The 14,634-nt window shown below is 73.8% G+C and carries 13 protein-coding genes and 1 tRNA gene; 10 read left to right on the forward strand and 4 right to left on the reverse strand.

Features of this window, described 5'->3' with window-relative positions:
* Nucleotides 1–417: 417 nt before the first annotated feature.
* Nucleotides 418–1,350 carry a LysR family transcriptional regulator gene (locus tag QUY26_RS34530; RefSeq protein ID WP_289953660.1) on the reverse strand — a complete coding sequence of 311 codons (933 nt, stop codon included), beginning with the start codon at nucleotides 1,348–1,350 and terminating at the stop codon, nucleotides 418–420.
* A gap of 161 nt (nucleotides 1,351–1,511) precedes the next feature.
* On the opposite strand from QUY26_RS34530, the gene QUY26_RS34535 reads away from it, so the two are divergent.
* Complete coding sequence (locus QUY26_RS34535; protein WP_289953662.1) at nucleotides 1,512–2,078, forward strand: cupin domain-containing protein; 567 nt, start codon at nucleotides 1,512–1,514, stop codon at nucleotides 2,076–2,078.
* On the opposite strand, the gene QUY26_RS34540 is transcribed toward QUY26_RS34535, so the two are convergent.
* On the reverse strand, nucleotides 2,050–4,866 hold the full coding sequence (locus QUY26_RS34540; protein WP_289953664.1) for an alpha/beta hydrolase family protein: 2,817 nt from the start codon (nucleotides 4,864–4,866) through the stop codon (nucleotides 2,050–2,052). The genes QUY26_RS34535 and QUY26_RS34540 overlap by 29 nt on opposite strands.
* A gap of 185 nt (nucleotides 4,867–5,051) precedes the next feature.
* On the opposite strand from QUY26_RS34540, the gene QUY26_RS34545 reads away from it, so the two are divergent.
* From QUY26_RS34545 to QUY26_RS34575, 7 genes are all read left to right on the forward strand, one after another.
* On the forward strand, nucleotides 5,052–5,594 hold the full coding sequence (locus QUY26_RS34545) for a GNAT family N-acetyltransferase (RefSeq protein ID WP_289953667.1): 543 nt from the start codon (nucleotides 5,052–5,054) through the stop codon (nucleotides 5,592–5,594).
* Nucleotides 5,591–5,752 carry a hypothetical protein gene (locus QUY26_RS34550; protein WP_289953669.1) on the forward strand — a complete coding sequence of 54 codons (162 nt, stop codon included), beginning with the start codon at nucleotides 5,591–5,593 and terminating at the stop codon, nucleotides 5,750–5,752. The genes QUY26_RS34545 and QUY26_RS34550 overlap by 4 nt, the downstream gene beginning before the upstream one ends.
* A gap of 923 nt (nucleotides 5,753–6,675) precedes the next feature.
* Nucleotides 6,676–7,695: an ATP-grasp domain-containing protein gene (locus QUY26_RS34555; RefSeq protein ID WP_289953672.1), complete on the forward strand. Its 1,020-nt coding sequence runs from the start codon at nucleotides 6,676–6,678 to the stop codon at nucleotides 7,693–7,695.
* 119 nt (nucleotides 7,696–7,814) lie between these two features.
* The gene (locus QUY26_RS34560) at nucleotides 7,815–8,219 is read left to right on the forward strand and encodes a hypothetical protein (RefSeq protein ID WP_289953674.1); all 405 of its coding nucleotides are present in this window, start codon (nucleotides 7,815–7,817) and stop codon (nucleotides 8,217–8,219) included.
* Nucleotides 8,220–8,425: 206 nt separating this feature from the next.
* On the forward strand, nucleotides 8,426–8,773 hold the full coding sequence (locus QUY26_RS34565) for a peptidase inhibitor family I36 protein (RefSeq protein ID WP_289956282.1): 348 nt from the start codon (nucleotides 8,426–8,428) through the stop codon (nucleotides 8,771–8,773).
* Between the two features lie 307 nt (nucleotides 8,774–9,080).
* Complete coding sequence (locus QUY26_RS34570; protein WP_289953676.1) at nucleotides 9,081–9,698, forward strand: hypothetical protein; 618 nt, start codon at nucleotides 9,081–9,083, stop codon at nucleotides 9,696–9,698.
* Between the two features lie 743 nt (nucleotides 9,699–10,441).
* Nucleotides 10,442–10,519, forward strand: a tRNA-OTHER gene (locus QUY26_RS34575).
* Nucleotides 10,520–11,731: 1,212 nt separating this feature from the next.
* Here QUY26_RS34575 and QUY26_RS34580 read toward each other — a convergent pair.
* Nucleotides 11,732–12,604 (reverse strand): undecaprenyl-diphosphate phosphatase, encoded by an 873-nt coding sequence (locus tag QUY26_RS34580; RefSeq protein ID WP_289953678.1) that lies wholly within the window; start codon nucleotides 12,602–12,604, stop codon nucleotides 11,732–11,734.
* 304 nt (nucleotides 12,605–12,908) lie between these two features.
* Nucleotides 12,909–13,616 (reverse strand): TVP38/TMEM64 family protein, encoded by a 708-nt coding sequence (locus tag QUY26_RS34585; RefSeq protein ID WP_289953680.1) that lies wholly within the window; start codon nucleotides 13,614–13,616, stop codon nucleotides 12,909–12,911.
* 49 nt (nucleotides 13,617–13,665) lie between these two features.
* On the opposite strand from QUY26_RS34585, the gene QUY26_RS34590 reads away from it, so the two are divergent.
* Nucleotides 13,666–14,370 (forward strand): DNA alkylation repair protein, encoded by a 705-nt coding sequence (locus QUY26_RS34590; RefSeq protein ID WP_289953682.1) that lies wholly within the window; start codon nucleotides 13,666–13,668, stop codon nucleotides 14,368–14,370.
* A gap of 96 nt (nucleotides 14,371–14,466) precedes the next feature.
* A complete protein-coding gene (locus QUY26_RS34595; protein WP_289953684.1) occupies nucleotides 14,467–14,616 on the forward strand; it encodes a hypothetical protein in 150 nt (49 codons plus the stop codon).
* Nucleotides 14,617–14,634: the final 18 nt, after the last annotated feature.

Genomic DNA, 14,634 nt, shown 5'->3' on the forward strand with positions numbered 1-14,634 from the left:
GAGCAGGTGCGCTGGTCAGCGGGGCGGAGCGAGGCTCTTGAGGGTGGTTGGGGCGCGGTAGGACGGCCTCGCGCAGTGATGGACGGCACGATTCCGTACGTCACTTGGCGCGGCGGGTGCCCGCGTTCGGTGATGCCGCCGTCGGACAGCGGCATCACCGGCACTGGACCGGGGCCCGGCGTGCGTCGGGCCGCGCGGGGCCGGATGCGATGCGCCGTGAGGACTCCGGCGGCCGCGAGGGCGGCTGAGAGGGCGGCTGAGAGGGCGGCGGTGAGGGCGACGGGGGTGGACCACCAGGGGGTCGTCCCGGCGGCCGGGGCCGTGGCGGCGCAGCTGCGGCACCGCGAGCGCCGCCGCGGCCACGCCCGGCGGCAGCACCAGGACGCCCCGTGCCCCGGTCGGCCGACCGGCTGAGTCTCAGGCCCGCAGCGCCCGCAGCGCCCGGAGCAGATGGCGCAGCGGTGGGCCGGGCGGGCCCGGCAACACGGCAAGGGACGTGGTGAGTTCGGGCGTGGCAAGGCGTCGTACGGCCACGTGGGGCACCGGCGGCAGCCCCGTCACTTCGTAGAAGACCGTCCAGGACGGGGAGCCGGCGCGCTGCTCGGCCAGGTCGGTCAGCGTCTCCTGGAGAGTGGTGAACGGCGGCCCGAGCGGCGGCTGCGCCCCGGCGGCCCGCAGCGCGCCGGTCACCAGGTCGTGGAAGGGCGGGTTGTGCTCACGCGGGGCCAGGCGCAGCGGGAGGTCCGCGAGCCGGTCGAGGCGCAGGGGCGGGGCGCACGCCGGGCTCGGGGCGGGCGCGGACCGCGGTCCGCCGTCGGGCGGGGCCACCGCCGGGTGGTCCTCGGGCAGCGCCACGTACAGCGGATCCCGCCACACCGGCAGCAGTTCGAGCCCAGGAGCCGTCGCCGCCGCCCGCACCAGCGCGGCGTCCAACTCGCCCGAACGCACCGCCGCGAGCCGCTCGGTGAGGGGCAGCCGGCGCAGCCGCACGTGGAGCCCGGGGGCCGTGCGCCGCAGCTCGTCGAGGAGGCGGTACGTCCGGTCGCCCGGCCCCTGGACGGTGCCGAGGCGGAGCAGGCCCTCGTCGCCGGCCACGAGGTCGGCCGCGACCCGCCGGGTGCGCCGGGCCGCCGCGAGCACGGCGTGGGCCTCGGGAAGCAGCCGCTCGCCCGCGGCGGAGAGACGGACGGACCGCGTGGACCGGTCGAACAGCGCGACGCCGAGCTCCCGTTCGAGGCGGCGGACCTGCTGGCTGACCGCCGACTGCACGATGCCGAGCCGCTCGGCGGCCCGGCTGAAGCCGCCCGCGTCGGCCACGGCGGCGAAGTACTGGAGCTGGCGCAGTTCCACGCGTTCCTCCTGCGGCGCCGATTCATCACGATCGGTGATTTCTGCAGGGAACAACTGCTTCTGGTTCGCGGCTTCTTCCCCGGATCGAATGGGGGCCACGGAACGTCGCACCGCGCGACGAGAGCCCTGGCGGACCAGAGAGCACAGGAAGAGCACGGACCATGACGCATCGAGCGACCCCACAGACCCCCGAAGCCGTTCGAGCCCCGGCCATGCCCGGCGCCCTCGTGGTGCGCGCCGGGTGCGCCGAACACGTACCCCTTCCGCACGGCGGCGGCTTCGACCTGCTGGCCGACGCCGCGCACACCGGCGGCGCCCTGGGCGCCAACCTGCTGACCCTCGGCGCGGGCGCGGACGGCGCGAGGCCGCACGTCCACACGCGGTCGACGGAGCTGTTCCACGTGCTCGACGGAGCCGTGGAGTTCTCCCTGGACGGCGGGATGACGACGGTGACCCGCGGGGGTCTCGTCGTCATCCCGCCCGGGACGCCGCACGCGTTCGGCGCGGCGGCCGGAGCGACCGCCGAACTGCTGGCGGTCCTGACACCGGGCGTCGACCGGTTCGGCTACTTCCGCGCCCTGGGCCGCGTACAGCACGGCCTGGACACGTTCGACAGCCTCCTGCCCGAACAGGACCGGTACGACGTGCACTTCCTCGGCGGCGCGGACGCCGCCGCCTGGGACGCGGCGCGCGGCCGGACTACGCCGGGTCGCGCACCGTCCCGGTGACCGTCGGGCCGGGGTGCGGCTGCCACGACTGGTCGTAGGTGAGCAGCCGCAGCCGCACGGTCTCCTTCGACTCGCGCACCCGGTCCTTGACGGTGGGCACGGACACCACGACGCTGCGCTTGCCCGCGGCGATGCCCGCCGGGACGTACGGCATCTCCGACACCTTGGACAGGCGGCGCGCCGGGTTCGGCGACCGGTCGAAGGTCTCCTTCAGCCAGCGCTTGCTGACGTCCTTGGTGGACAGTTCGGTGCCGCTGGTGACCCGGCGGAGCTCGAATCCGGCCTCGATGTCGGTGTCGGCCGCCTCGGACAGCGTGACGCGCCACTTGAGGGCCTTGCCCTCGGTGACCCGGTCGGCGATCGGCCGCACGCTGACCTTGGGCATCGGGTCGTCGTTGCGCACGAGCACCCCGCCCTGGTGGGAGCCGACCACCGCGCTGCTGATCGCCTTGGCCATGACCTCGTGGGAGGTGTCGGTGCCGTAGCGCTTGTCGCCCCGCACGGTGACGGGCACCTCGACGGCGTCGCCGCCCGGCCGCACCGTCACGATCCGGTTCGTGGTCCGTTGCGTACGAGAGTCGGTCACGAAGAGACGGACCTTGCCGGTGCCCTGCCCGGAGACCCGGACCGGCACCTTGTACGTGCGCACTCCGGAGTCGCCCTCGTCGACCTTGAGCCGGCCGATGTCGACCCGCGCGAGGTCGGCGGTCCCGGCGTCCGGAGTGCCCGGGCGCCAGCCCCACGCGTCCATCAGCCAGGCGCGCCCGGACCGGTTCTGCGGGGTCAGCTCCAGCGACATGACCTGCTTGAGGTCGAGTCCGGCGCGGGCGGCGGCGGACAGCGGCAGACGCACCTCGCGCCCCCAGTAGGAGGAGGTCATCTCGGTGCCGGGCAGCCCGTCCACGCGGACCTGGCCGAGCTTCGCCCGGTGGCCCGAGGCGTCGGTGACGGTGACGTCGAGGCGGGTGCCCCTGGTGTTGGGCGGCACGATCACGCGCAGGGCCAGCTTGTCGGCGCCCGCCAGGGACACGGGCTTCTTCGGCCGGAGCTTGGTCGGGGTGCCGGTCCGCGTCCAGCGCATCGCGACCGCGTGGCGGCCCGGTTCCGGCGAGGGGCCCCAGACCGCGAAGTGCGGCGAGGAGCCGCGCACGTCGGGGGCGAGGCAGGAGCGGGACGCCTTGCGGTCCACCTGCGCGCACAGCCGTCCGCCGGACACCCCGAGCGAGGAGTTCGGCACGAACGCGGGGGTGCGGTTGCCGCCGACGGCGTGGGTGAGCACGCGCGCGGGCTTCGCCGAGGGCGCGCGGCGGCCGGAGCCGTCGAGGAGCGGACGCACCCGGTCGTCACCGCCGACGAACAGGCGGGCCGCCGCCGCGATGTAGGTGGAACCCGCCTTCTGCTGCTGCTTGGCGGTCAGACGCGTGTCCTTGCCCTTGGCGCACACCGCGTCGGGCCTGCTGCCGGAGCTGAAGTCGTCGTTCGCGGGCGCCTCGGCCTGCCCCGGAGTCCACTCGCTGTTGAAGAAGTTGTGGTTGGCGCCGACCACGTAGACCGCGCTGTGCAGGGCCGTGCCGCGGCTGACGCCGCGCGTCCCGTCGGCGTAGATCTGGCCCTGGAGGTCGGACACGTCGCCGTCGCAGCCGGGCAGGACGGTCATGGAGGGCACGTCGGGGACCGGGTTCTGGCCGAAGATCGTGGGGCCGATCAGGACGGTGCCGCGGATGGTCCAGCGCGCCGGGCCCACAGCCCCGTCCTCGGTGGCGGGCGGCGGGGCCAGGCTGTCGAGCGCGGCCCGGTTGACGCCCTCGCCGCCGCGGGAGTGGCCGACGAGCAGCACGCGGGACAGGTCGGCGGGTGCGGTGGCGCGCACGGCCCCCGGCACGTCGCCGCGGCCCGCGGCCCAGTCCGCCCAGCGGCCGAGGTGCTGACGCACCAGCGACGAACGCGCCTCGGCGCCGCCGTCCTCGGCCACGTCGTCCTGGCCGTTGATGCCGTTGGCGGCGATCGACACCGTCACATAGCCCTGCGAGGCCAGGAGCTTCTGGTCGTGCAGATAGCCGCGATGGCTCGGGACGGGCTTCATGCCGCCCTTGCAGGGCCAGCCGCCGTCCTGGTCGCCACGGGCGTTGTAGCAGGTGTAGTGCCGGCCGTGCAGGAACAGCGCGAGCGGGCGCTTGCCCGGGGCGTCCACCGGCCCGACCACGGTGCCGCGCATCTCCACCGGCGCGCGGAAGCCGGGCAGCCGCACCGACTTCTGGGTGTACTCACCGCTCACCGTGCGGTACTTGCCCGGTACGCCCGGATCGACCCGATTCGCGGGCAGCGGGGCCGACTCCTCGGCGGAGGCGGCGGGCGGCGAGACCCGTGGGGCTTCCTTCGCAGCCTCGTCGAGACGGCGGCCGCCGGCCTGCGCCCGCAGCTCCGCGGCGGGGCCGACCCGCGTGTCGTCGAGTCGCAGCCGGAAGGTGCGCTGGTCGTCGTGGGGCACGGGGACGCCGAGGAGCCGGTCGCCGGAGTAGAACTCGACTCGGGAGTCGCCCATCGGCACCGCCCGAGGGGCCTGCCAGACCAGTTCCTTGCGGGCGCCGGCCCCGTCGACCCGCCACCCCTTGGGGAGTTGGCCCTCGGCCTCTTCCGGCGGCGTGGGGTCGTCCGGCGACGTGACGGGTCTCGGGGACGCGGGCGGTATTCGATCGGCTGAGGGCTGCGCGTGCGCGAGGCCCGGCACCCCCGCCGCCAGCGCGAGGACCGCCGCGGCGGCGGTCACCGAGCGCGGGACATGGATCAAGACATTCCTCCGGTTTCATCCTGTTCGTCGGCCACCCCGGATCCCTGGAGAGATCGCCGGGGCCCCGGAACTGGAGGATGGCAACGCGCGTACCGGGGTTGCCTCGTGTCGCGCTCTTCACCGGACCGTCCTCGGCCACGCGCCCGCACTTGTCCCCGCGTCCGTCCGCCGCGCATCATGCGGAGGTGGACGATCATGATTTCGGGACCCTGACCGCGGTCCGGCTCACCGCGTACGCACGGGCCGAGCAGGACGAGATACTCGGCGACGGCACCGACCCGTTCGGCGTCGCGGGCACCGGCCTGACGTGGCTGCCCAAGGAGGTGCACTTCGGCGTGCGGTCGACGGCGGGCCGACTCGTCGCCCACGCGGGCCTGTTGCGGCTGCCGGTCGCGATCGACGGGAGCCCCACGGAGGTGATCGGCGTCGGTGGTGTGGCCGTCGCACCCGACCTGCGGGGCCGGGGCCTCGCGCGGACCGTCCTCACGGCGGCGCTCGACCACGCCCGCACCATGGGCCCCCGGCACGCCCTGCTCTTCTGCCGCCCGCCCCTCGTCGCCCTCTACGACCGCCTCGGCTGGCGGGAGTTGACGGGCGACGTCCAGGTGGAGCAGCCCGCCGGTCCCGTGGTCATGCCGCTGCGCACGATGTGGACGCCGTTGGAGGCGGGACCCGGGGCCGCCCCGTGGCCCGCGGGTGACGTGCGGGTGCTTTCGTTCCCGATGTGAGCGGCGCGTTCGGCGCGGGGCGGCGGGTGCGCGGTGGCGCCGACGGTGGCGCCGTCGAGGTGGGCGGGGCCGGGTCGGCGTGGGTGTGGGGGACGCGGAAGAAGCCGCGGCTCTCGCCGGGGTGGTCGCAGTCGTACGTACGCAGTGCCAGGACGTAGCCGTGCCCCCGGAACAGGGTGTCGTGGCCGAGGCTCTGGGTGTCGCCGAGCCACCGCTGGACCGCGTCGGGGCCCGCGAAGCTGTGCCGTCGCGCATGTCCCCATGGGTGACGGGCTGCCGCCAGGTGGCGGAGGCCCACAGCGGTACGCCGTCGTCCGTGCGGAACAGGACCAGGTTGCCGTCCCCTCCGCGTGACGAGGCGTATCCGTCCGTTGGGCGAGGCCAACTCACCCGCGGCGTCCAGGTGTTGACCGGCGAGCAGGCGATGCGTGGCAGATCCCCCCAGCGCACGTGCGGGTTCCCTCGCCGTGCGCGGGGGTGCCCCGCACGGCGGTCGCTGGGAGCGTCCCACCGGAGGGGCCCTTCGTAAGCCTTCGTCAGGCGAGGCGTCGCCGTCCGGGTGATCGGGGCCCGGGGGCCCCGCGGCCGACCCGGTCGACGGTCGTGCGCGCGGCCTCGCGGTGCCCTGTGGCACGGGGGGCCAGGCGCCGCGTGCGGGAAGGGCGCGCACCGGGCGCACGAGGCGCAGAACTGGCGCGGGAGACGGGCGCGCGTGTGCACTGGCCGGGGCTCCGACCGGCGCTTACAGTGTGGGGCCCATGGCGCTGCGGTACCGAGCACGGAGTCCGAGTGCGGCACTGAGCAGGGACACGGAACCGAGTACGGAAACGGCACACGGGGCCACGGCCCCGCGGCACGCATCGGGGCGGGCGCGGTCCCGCCCCGTGGTCACGAGGGCCCCCGGCCGGGCGTCGCCCCGGCCCGCCACCACCGGGACGGCCGGCGGGCGCGGGCGCGGCGCCGCATGGGCCTCCGTGACACGCTGCCGCGGGCCCGCCCCGTCCCGCCGTGACCTCCGCCCGGGCCCGCGCCACGTCGTGCGCGCGGACCGAGTGCGCGCCGAGAGCCGCTGGAGGCCGCCGTGTCCGGACCGTGCGTCGCCCTGATCACCGACCCCACGTCCCCCGAAGGCTGCCGGGACTACCTGGCCCGCGCCGTGGAACTCCTCACCGGCGCCCCGCCCCGCCGCATCGACTCCCACCACTTCGCCCCGTGCGGCACCGGCCGCGTCCATGAGCGCGAAGGGAGTCGCTTACGCCTCGACGTGCCCGACCAGGGCCTGGAGGTGGTGCCCGACGTGGTGGTGCTGTACGAGATCCCGCCGCACCGGCGCCGCTCCCTCACCGCGTTCCAGCGCGCCCTCGCCCACCATCGGGCGGTGACCCTGGGCGCCGGGGTGACGGCGTGGCGTACGGCCACCGAGAAGGACCGCACGGTCGCCCGCTTCCGGCGGGACGGCATCGCGCAGATGGACACGGTCGTCCTGGCGCGGCCGAGCGCGCGCGAGGCGGTCGCAGCCTTCGACGGCCTCGGCCGCGACACCTGGGCCCGGCCCGTCGTCGGCACCGGCGGCAGCGACACCTTCCACGTCACCTCGGAGGCGCAACTGGCCGAGGCGGCCGAGTACTACGCGCGTCGGCGCAGCGCCTGGCTGCTCTCGCGCGACGCGGGCAACATCACCGCCGACGGCGACCGGCACCAGTTCCGCGTGTTCGTCCTGGGCGGCCGCGTCATCCACGCCCGCGAGCACATCCAGCCCGCGACGGACACCCCCTGCAACACCTGTCAGGGGGCCAGCGCCACCTTCATCGCCCCGCGCGACCTGCCGCGCCGCCTCACCGAACTGGCCGTCGCCGCCACCGCGTCGGTCGGGCTGCCCTTCGCCGGGGTCGACCTGGCCATCGAGAACGGCGGGGTCGTCTTCGAGGTCAACGTCCAGCCCGCCTTCATCGAGGGCGAGTTGGAGCACGTGGCCGTCCCGTACGTCCAGGCCCACCTCGACGCGCTCGCCCAGGTGACGGGGAGCCGCCGGGGCCGCCATCCCGCCCGGGGCAGGCGGCGGGGCAGCCAGCTGCACGGGCGCTCGCCGCGGGTCGCGTAAGGGGCGACACCGGGCCCTGCACCCCTTCGGGTGACAGCTGGAATGCGTGGCTCCGCGCGGGGGCAGCATCGCCGTGCCCACGCCCCGGTCCGCACGGGCGGGGGCTCCCCAGCGACACGATGAGCGACCCGAAGGTGGCCATGCTCCGCAGACTCGCCCTGTCCACGGCCCTGTTCGCCGCCCTGGCCCCCGCGCTCGTCCAGACAGCCCCCGCATCGGCGTCCGCGCCCGGAGCCGGGGCCGTCGAGCGCGGCCCGGGGGAGGTGTGCTTCTGGACCCGGGCCGGCCAGCACGGCACGGGCTGGTGCTACCGGCCCCCGGGGTACGCCGATGTCCCCAACTCCCATCACGACAAGACCGTGTCCTTCCGCTCGGACGTGAACCAGAACCTGTACGCGATCGACTGGGGGCGGCACACCTGCTCCTACCGCCTCATCCGCCCGTACGACTTCAGTGACAACTGGTCCTGGGGCTCCCGGATCGACGGGATCTCCGACAAGACCGAGGGCTGCCAGGCCGCCTGACGGGCCGTCGGCCGAACGCGGCCGCCCTCGCACCCGCAGTACCTCACCACCTCACCACCTCACTACCTCACCACCACGCCGCTCAGACGCAGCGGACGCACACGCACCGAACAGAAGGGCACCACCCCGACATGACGCTGAAGCACTCCACCACCACTGCCGCGCCCGCGCCGAGGACGAGGACCGTCAGGCGTGCCCTGCTCGGCATGGCCGCGGCACTCCTGGTGACCGGAAGTCTCGCCGTCGCGAACCCGGCCGGGGCGGCCGACTGCCCCAGCGGCGAGTTCTGCGCCTGGGAGCACGCCGACTACAAAGGCCAGCGCGCCAACTGGTCCGGGGACGACAGCTGGTGGGAGAGCTACATCGCGGACGAGGACTCCTCGTGGGCCAACCACGGCATCTCGGGGCCGGGCATCAAGGACCACGTCAAGGTGTACTCGCGCGCCGGCCAGGGCGGTCACATGACCATCTGCCTGACGCCGGGACAGGAGGTCAGTCACAACGGCCTGGCCAATGACGACGGCGACTCCCACACGTGGGCCATGAGCTGCTGACAGCCCTGGTGCGCGTGGTACGGGCCTGCCGCCTTCGGGCGGCGGGCCCGTACGCATATCCGCCGTTCTGCGCCCGACCTGTCCCGGCGGGGCACAAGCGGGGCAGGACCGCGTATAAGAGAAGTACCGCGTATCAGAGAAGTGAGGAACAGCGAGAACAGCGTCGAGGCCCCGCCCGCCCCGGGCCGGCCGACGGCGGGCACTGCCCCGGACCCCGGCTCACCCCTCCAGGGGTGTCGTCCCTGCCCGTCCACGCTCTCCGGGCCGCGGCGGCACGAGGAGGTCGACTGTGGGGACCGTGCGCCGCATGACGGAGGCCGAGTGCCACGAGGTCCTTGCCCGGGCCTGGACCGGACGCCTCGCGGTGGCCCGGCGCGGGCGTCCGTACGTGGAGCTGGTCGGACTGGTGGTCCGGGACGGGGCGCCGGTGGCGCTGGTGTCGGAAGCGGGGCCGGTCGCGCGGGCGCTGCCGCCCGTGGTGGCGCCCCGTCAACTGGTGGTCCTCGAGGCCGATGACGTGGACACCACCGATGACGGCGACGGCACCGGAGGGCTCCGCCGCGCGGTCCGGGCGGTCACCGCGCTGGGGCGGCCGCGGTGGGTGGTCGCGACGGACGAAGTGGGCGCGTGCCGGCACGCCGCGGGGGCCCGGGGTCTGGACGTCACGGTGGACGTCCGGTTCCTCACGCTGACCGGGCCGGTGCTCACTGGCGAGCACCACGTGCTGCGGTGCGGGCCCGGCGGGAGGGCTCCCGCGGTCGACGCCGCACCTGAGCTCCCTGCTGAGCTCACTCCTGGACCCACTCCGGGACCCACTCCTGGGGCAGTTGAGGCCATCGGAGACAGAAACGCGCGTGGGGCGTCCGTGCGCGGAGGAATCGCCTCCCGTTTGCGGCAGCGGTCTTCACTGCGTGGACTGGTTTGACTACCGTGGGTACAGGCATGGTCAGGACGCGGCCACCGAGGCATGGGCATCGCCCAGGAACAGCCCCTTGGATTTCCCACGGACCTCCCACGGACTTTGCACGAGGTCCCACGGGCTGCTCACGGAATTCCCAGGACGTGTCACGGACTTGCCAGGACTCACCATGCGGCCGCACCCGCCCTCCCCGCCCCGGGGGCGCGGTCGTGCGGCGACCTCCGGCGACCGGCCGCCCTGCGGGCCGGTGCTCGGCGGGCGGCTGTTCCTGACGGACGCCGCACGAAAGAGGGGATGAGGCAGCCGGGGCCGCGCTCCAGGCAGCGGACACCGCGGTCCCGGCTCCTCCTCTCCTCGGGGGAGGCTCTCGCCCGCCCCCGAGGAGAGGGCAGCGGTGCGAGGACGCCCGGCGGAGGGGGAGCCGCCACGTCCTCGCACCTCGCGGCCGCCGCCCCCGCCGACGAGCCGGCGGCGGCCGCCGGGGATACGCCCGTACGAACAGCGTGCACCCATCGGACGGAAAAAGCGCCCCCCTTGCCTACACAACGTGCCCAGATCCCCATTTTAGGTAGCAGAGGGACACATGAGGCCAAAGTGACTACGCACGGTGACCAGTTGAAGGGTGCCGAACGGGCCGCCATCCGCCGAACCCGCCTGATTGCCCGGCCCGCAGCGCCGAGCGGGACGCGTGTCCGGCACGCGGATCTCCGTTTCGGCGTCCCCCCGTCACCGGTACGATCATCGGCGGGTGGGGCGTAGCGCAGTGGTTGTCGCGCCTTACACAGCATGTGGGGAGGACGCCGGTTCGAATCCGGCCGCCCCGCCCACCCGAACGGGTTGCCAATCCGATGCGTGACCCGGAGAAGGCGAAAAGCGGGTGACGGCTCGGTCGCGCTGCCCCGCCGAATCGCCCGCGCGCGGGCTCAGGGTGCCCGCGCCCACCAGGGTGAACAGCTCCATCTGCACAGTTACGTTCGCGTACGGGGCGCTGTTGTCATCGCGCCCTGTTGATGTCGAGCCGCCGCCACCTACCTTCGCGTCGGCTGATCGCGCGGGCGCGGGCGCACTTCGCGGACGCGTGAGAATCTCCGCGAATCACGCCGGGCGGCAGCCGAATACTCGCGAATCAGGATGCACTCTGATTCGCGGCGCTGGCTGACGTCCCGGTCATGGACGCACCGACGCGCTTCGCGCACTGCGCCGCGACCGACGACTGGCTCGCGCGCACCCACCCCCTGCCGGAGCGGGCCCGCGCTGAGTGGGCCGAGCGCGGGGTGGCCTTGCTCCCGCTCGGCCGGCGCTTCGACGTGATCCGGGCCCCCGCTGAGCGTATGCACACGGTGGTCGGTAGCGACGAGGTGGGCGCAGCGCCTGGGCGCGCCGGCCGATGCTCTGGCCCCGTGGTTGCACGGTCCCGTGTTCCGCGATACCCGGTACAGCGAGGGTCCGTACTACGTGCTCGTGCTCGCGGGCGCCCGGTGGGACGGCGAGGAGGCACACCTCGGCGAGGGGCGTACCTCGGTGTCCCGCGGGTCGGTGACGCGACGCTTGCTTGCGGCGTGGGTGGTGCGGCCTCGGCATCCGGGGGGGGGCCTGTGCGATCCGGTGCGTGTGAGCGCCCTGCTGTCGACGGCTGAGACGTAGAAGGAGGTCGAGCGGTGAACGGGATCGACACCGAGCGCGCTGACCAGTTGTACCGGATACAGCTCCGTCACCTTGCTGACTGCCCGGTGTGCAGGAGAGGCGCCGAGTGCGGCAGGGGCATTCGGCTGCGTCGTGCGGTGCGTGCGGCTCGGCTCGCCGCTGACAAGAGGCGGCCGCGGTCCTAACGGACGGGGCGGCGGAGGGGTCCCCGTGCCGGGCTGCGACCGGCACCGCGAAGGCCCCCGCAGACGCATCTGCGGGGGCCTTCGCGATGTCCAGGGGCCGGACTGGGAGACGACAGGGAGGTGATGGAGGGGAGGAGCCTCTCGGAGGCTCTGAGCAGCTCCAGTCATCCCTGGATCTGCAAGGTGGAAAGCCGGCGACCGGCGGCGGGTCTAGTCCCCGGATTCGCCCGCGTGCGGACTGAGCTCACCCACTCCGACCAGCACAAACAGCACGATGCCGAGCAGGATGCGGTAGTAGACGAACGGCATGAAGGACTTCGTGGTGATGAACTTCATGAACCACGCGATCACCGCGTATCCGACCACGAAGGCGACGATCGTGGCGAAGATCGTCGGCCCCCAGGAGACGTGGCCCTCGCCCGCGTCCTTGAGTTCGTAGGCGCCCGAGGCGAGGACGGCGGGGATGGCGAGGAGGAAGGAGTAGCGGGCCGCGCTCTCGCGGGTGTAGCCCATGAGGAGGCCGCCGCTGATCGTGGCGCCGGAGCGGGAGACGCCGGGGATGAGGGCCATGGCCTGGCAGACGCCGTAGATCAGGCCGTCCCTGACGCCCAGATCCTTGAGGCTCTTGCGTTCGCGTACGGCGCGGTGCTTGCCGCCGGTCTCGTCGCGGGCCGCCAGGCGGTCGGCGACGCCGAGGACGATGCCCATGACGATGAGGGTCGTGGCGATCAGGCGCAGATCGCGGAACGGGCCCTCGATCTGGTCCTTGAGCGTGACGCCGAGGACGCCGATCGGGATCGAGCCGACGATCACCAGCCAGCCCATCTGCGCGTCGTGGTCCGAGCGCGGCACCTTGCCGATCAGCGAGCCGAACCAGGCGCTGACGATCCGCCCGATGTCCTTGCGGAAGTAGATCAGGACCGCGGTCTCCGTGCCGATCTGGGTGATCGCGGTGAAGGCGGCACCCGGGTCGTGCCAGCCCGCGAACGCCGCGGTCAGTCGCAGATGAGCGCTGGATGAGATCGGAAGGAACTCGGTCAGTCCCTGGACGAGTCCGAGAATGAACGATTCGAGCCAAGACATGAAAACTGCGCCGTCCAGTAACTGATCGGGTGCTGACCCGTGCGGTGGCGGTCAGAAGCGTGGGCGGGGGACCAGGGGCGGCGAGGCGTGATGCGGGTGTGCGCGGGGTCGTTCGATGGGCCGGGAGGGACGATCACGTGCCTCGACGGGGGGCAGCGTAGCGGCACAAGATGAATCACTCGTGCGAGGGCCGTCGCCCGGGGCGTCCGGGCAGTGGCCGACGGGGCGGCGGTCGGGGGCGGGCAGGCGCGGCGGAAGCGAGCGGGCAGGCGCGGCCGGGAGGCGGCCAGGGGGCCGGCCCGGCTCAGCGGCCGCCCCGCAGGCGGTGCCGCTTGCACCACGCCACCACCGCGCCCCCGAGACCCGTCACCGCGATGAAACCCATCGCGATCAGGAACGCGGGCGAGGTCGGCGTCGACGCGCGGGCGCCCGCTATGACGTACGCTGTCGTGTTCGGGATCGAGCCCAGGCCGGTGGCGAGCAGGAAAGGCAGCCAGCCCATGCGGGACACGGCGGCACAGTAGTTGGCGGCGGCGAACGGCACGCCGGGGAAGAGCCGCACCGCCAGCATCGAGCGGAACCCGTGCCGGCTCAGCTGGCCGTCGGCCGCCTTCAGCCAGCGGCCTCGCAGCAGCGGCCGCAGCGCGTCCTGCCCGAGCACCCGGCCGAGCCCGAAGGACACCCCGGCCCCGAGGACCGTGCCCGCGATCGCCGCGGGAATCCCCGCCTGCGAGCCGAACAGCGCGCCCGCCGCCAGATTGAGCAGCGGCCGCGGCACGAACGCGACCGTGCACATGCCGTACGCCACCGCGAACGCGCACACCGCGGCGGCCCCGTTCACCTGCGGCGGCCAGCCCTCCGCGAGCAGTCGCTGCGGTTCGAAGAGCAGCACGCCCGTACCGGCCGCGGCCAGCATCAGGACGAGCAGGGACAGCCGCGACCACGGTGAGAGGAGCACCCGGGTGCAGCGCACGGCGAGGCCCGGCGTCGGGGCGGCGGCGGTATCGAGCATCCGGGGAGACTAACCGACCGATGTGACTGATCGCCGTAGGGTGCGTCTCATGAGCGTCACAGTGCCGCCGAGTTCTCTGGCCGACACCGTGCTCGAACGGCTCGCCGCACGCTACGCGGAGGCGGCCGATCCGGTCCGGGCCGCGGACATGCGGGCGTACATGAAGGACATCGCGCCGTTCCTCGGCCTCGCCTCGCCGGTGCGGCGCGCGCTGCACCGGGACGTCCTCGCCGGGACGCCGCGCCCCGACGAGGCGGACTGCGCCGCGATCGCCCTGCGCTGCTGGGAGCTGCCGGAGCGCGAGTACCAGTACTTCGCCGTCGACTACCTGCGGCGCCACGTGCGGCGGTGCTCGTCCGGCTTCCTGCCCGTCGCCCGGCACCTGGTCACGACCCGCCCGTGGTGGGACACCGTCGACGCGCTCGCCGCGCACGTCGTGGGCGCCCTCGTCGCCGCCGACCCCGCGCTCAAGGCCGACATGGACGCCTGGATCGAGGACGAGGACCTGTGGGCGGCCAGGACCGCGCTCCTCCACCAGCTGCGCTACAAGCACGCCACCGACACCGGCCGCCTCTTCGCGTACTGCGAACGCCAGGCACGCCACCCCGACTTCTTCATCCGCAAGGCCATCGGCTGGTGCCTGCGGGAGTACGCGAAGACGGACCCCGACGCCGTACGGGACTTCGTCGCCCGGCACCGGGAGGCCCTCGCACCCCTCTCCGTGCGCGAGGCGCTGAAGAACATCGGGGGCTGACGGGGCACAACTGCCCTGTGCGGCCGGTGTGTCAGGACTTCCCTGTGCGGCCGGTGTGTCAGGGAAAATGATTCGACGCGGACCAGGGCGTCAGCAATGATCGTCGACATGTTCCGGCACGCCTCCCTCCCGCTCACGTCCGCAGTCGCGGACGCGGTCGAGGCTGCCGTCCCGCCGCTCGCCCTCGCGGTCACCGCACCGCCGGCCGCACTCGCCGCACTTCCTTCCGACGGCGCCCGAAGCTGACCCTCCCCGGACATTCCG

Source organism: Streptomyces flavofungini (genome assembly GCF_030388665.1).
Lineage (GTDB): Bacteria > Actinomycetota > Actinomycetes > Streptomycetales > Streptomycetaceae > Streptomyces > Streptomyces flavofungini_A.

Bases quoted from the DNA above. Each gene is read 5' to 3' on its own strand.
- QUY26_RS34580 (WP_289953678.1), bottom strand. From the start codon at position 12,604: ATGTCTTGGCTCGAATCGTTCATTCTCGGACTCGTCCAGGGACTGACC.
- QUY26_RS34595 (WP_289953684.1), top strand. From the start codon at position 14,467: ATGATCGTCGACATGTTCCGGCACGCCTCCCTCCCGCTCACGTCCGCA.
- QUY26_RS34585 (WP_289953680.1), bottom strand. From the start codon at position 13,616: ATGCTCGATACCGCCGCCGCCCCGACGCCGGGCCTCGCCGTGCGCTGC.
- QUY26_RS34570 (WP_289953676.1), top strand. From the start codon at position 9,081: ATGACGGAGGCCGAGTGCCACGAGGTCCTTGCCCGGGCCTGGACCGGA.
- QUY26_RS34560 (WP_289953674.1), top strand. From the start codon at position 7,815: ATGAGCGACCCGAAGGTGGCCATGCTCCGCAGACTCGCCCTGTCCACG.
- QUY26_RS34590 (WP_289953682.1), top strand. From the start codon at position 13,666: ATGAGCGTCACAGTGCCGCCGAGTTCTCTGGCCGACACCGTGCTCGAA.
- QUY26_RS34535 (WP_289953662.1), top strand. From the start codon at position 1,512: ATGACGCATCGAGCGACCCCACAGACCCCCGAAGCCGTTCGAGCCCCG.
- QUY26_RS34565 (WP_289956282.1), top strand. From the start codon at position 8,426: ATGGCCGCGGCACTCCTGGTGACCGGAAGTCTCGCCGTCGCGAACCCG.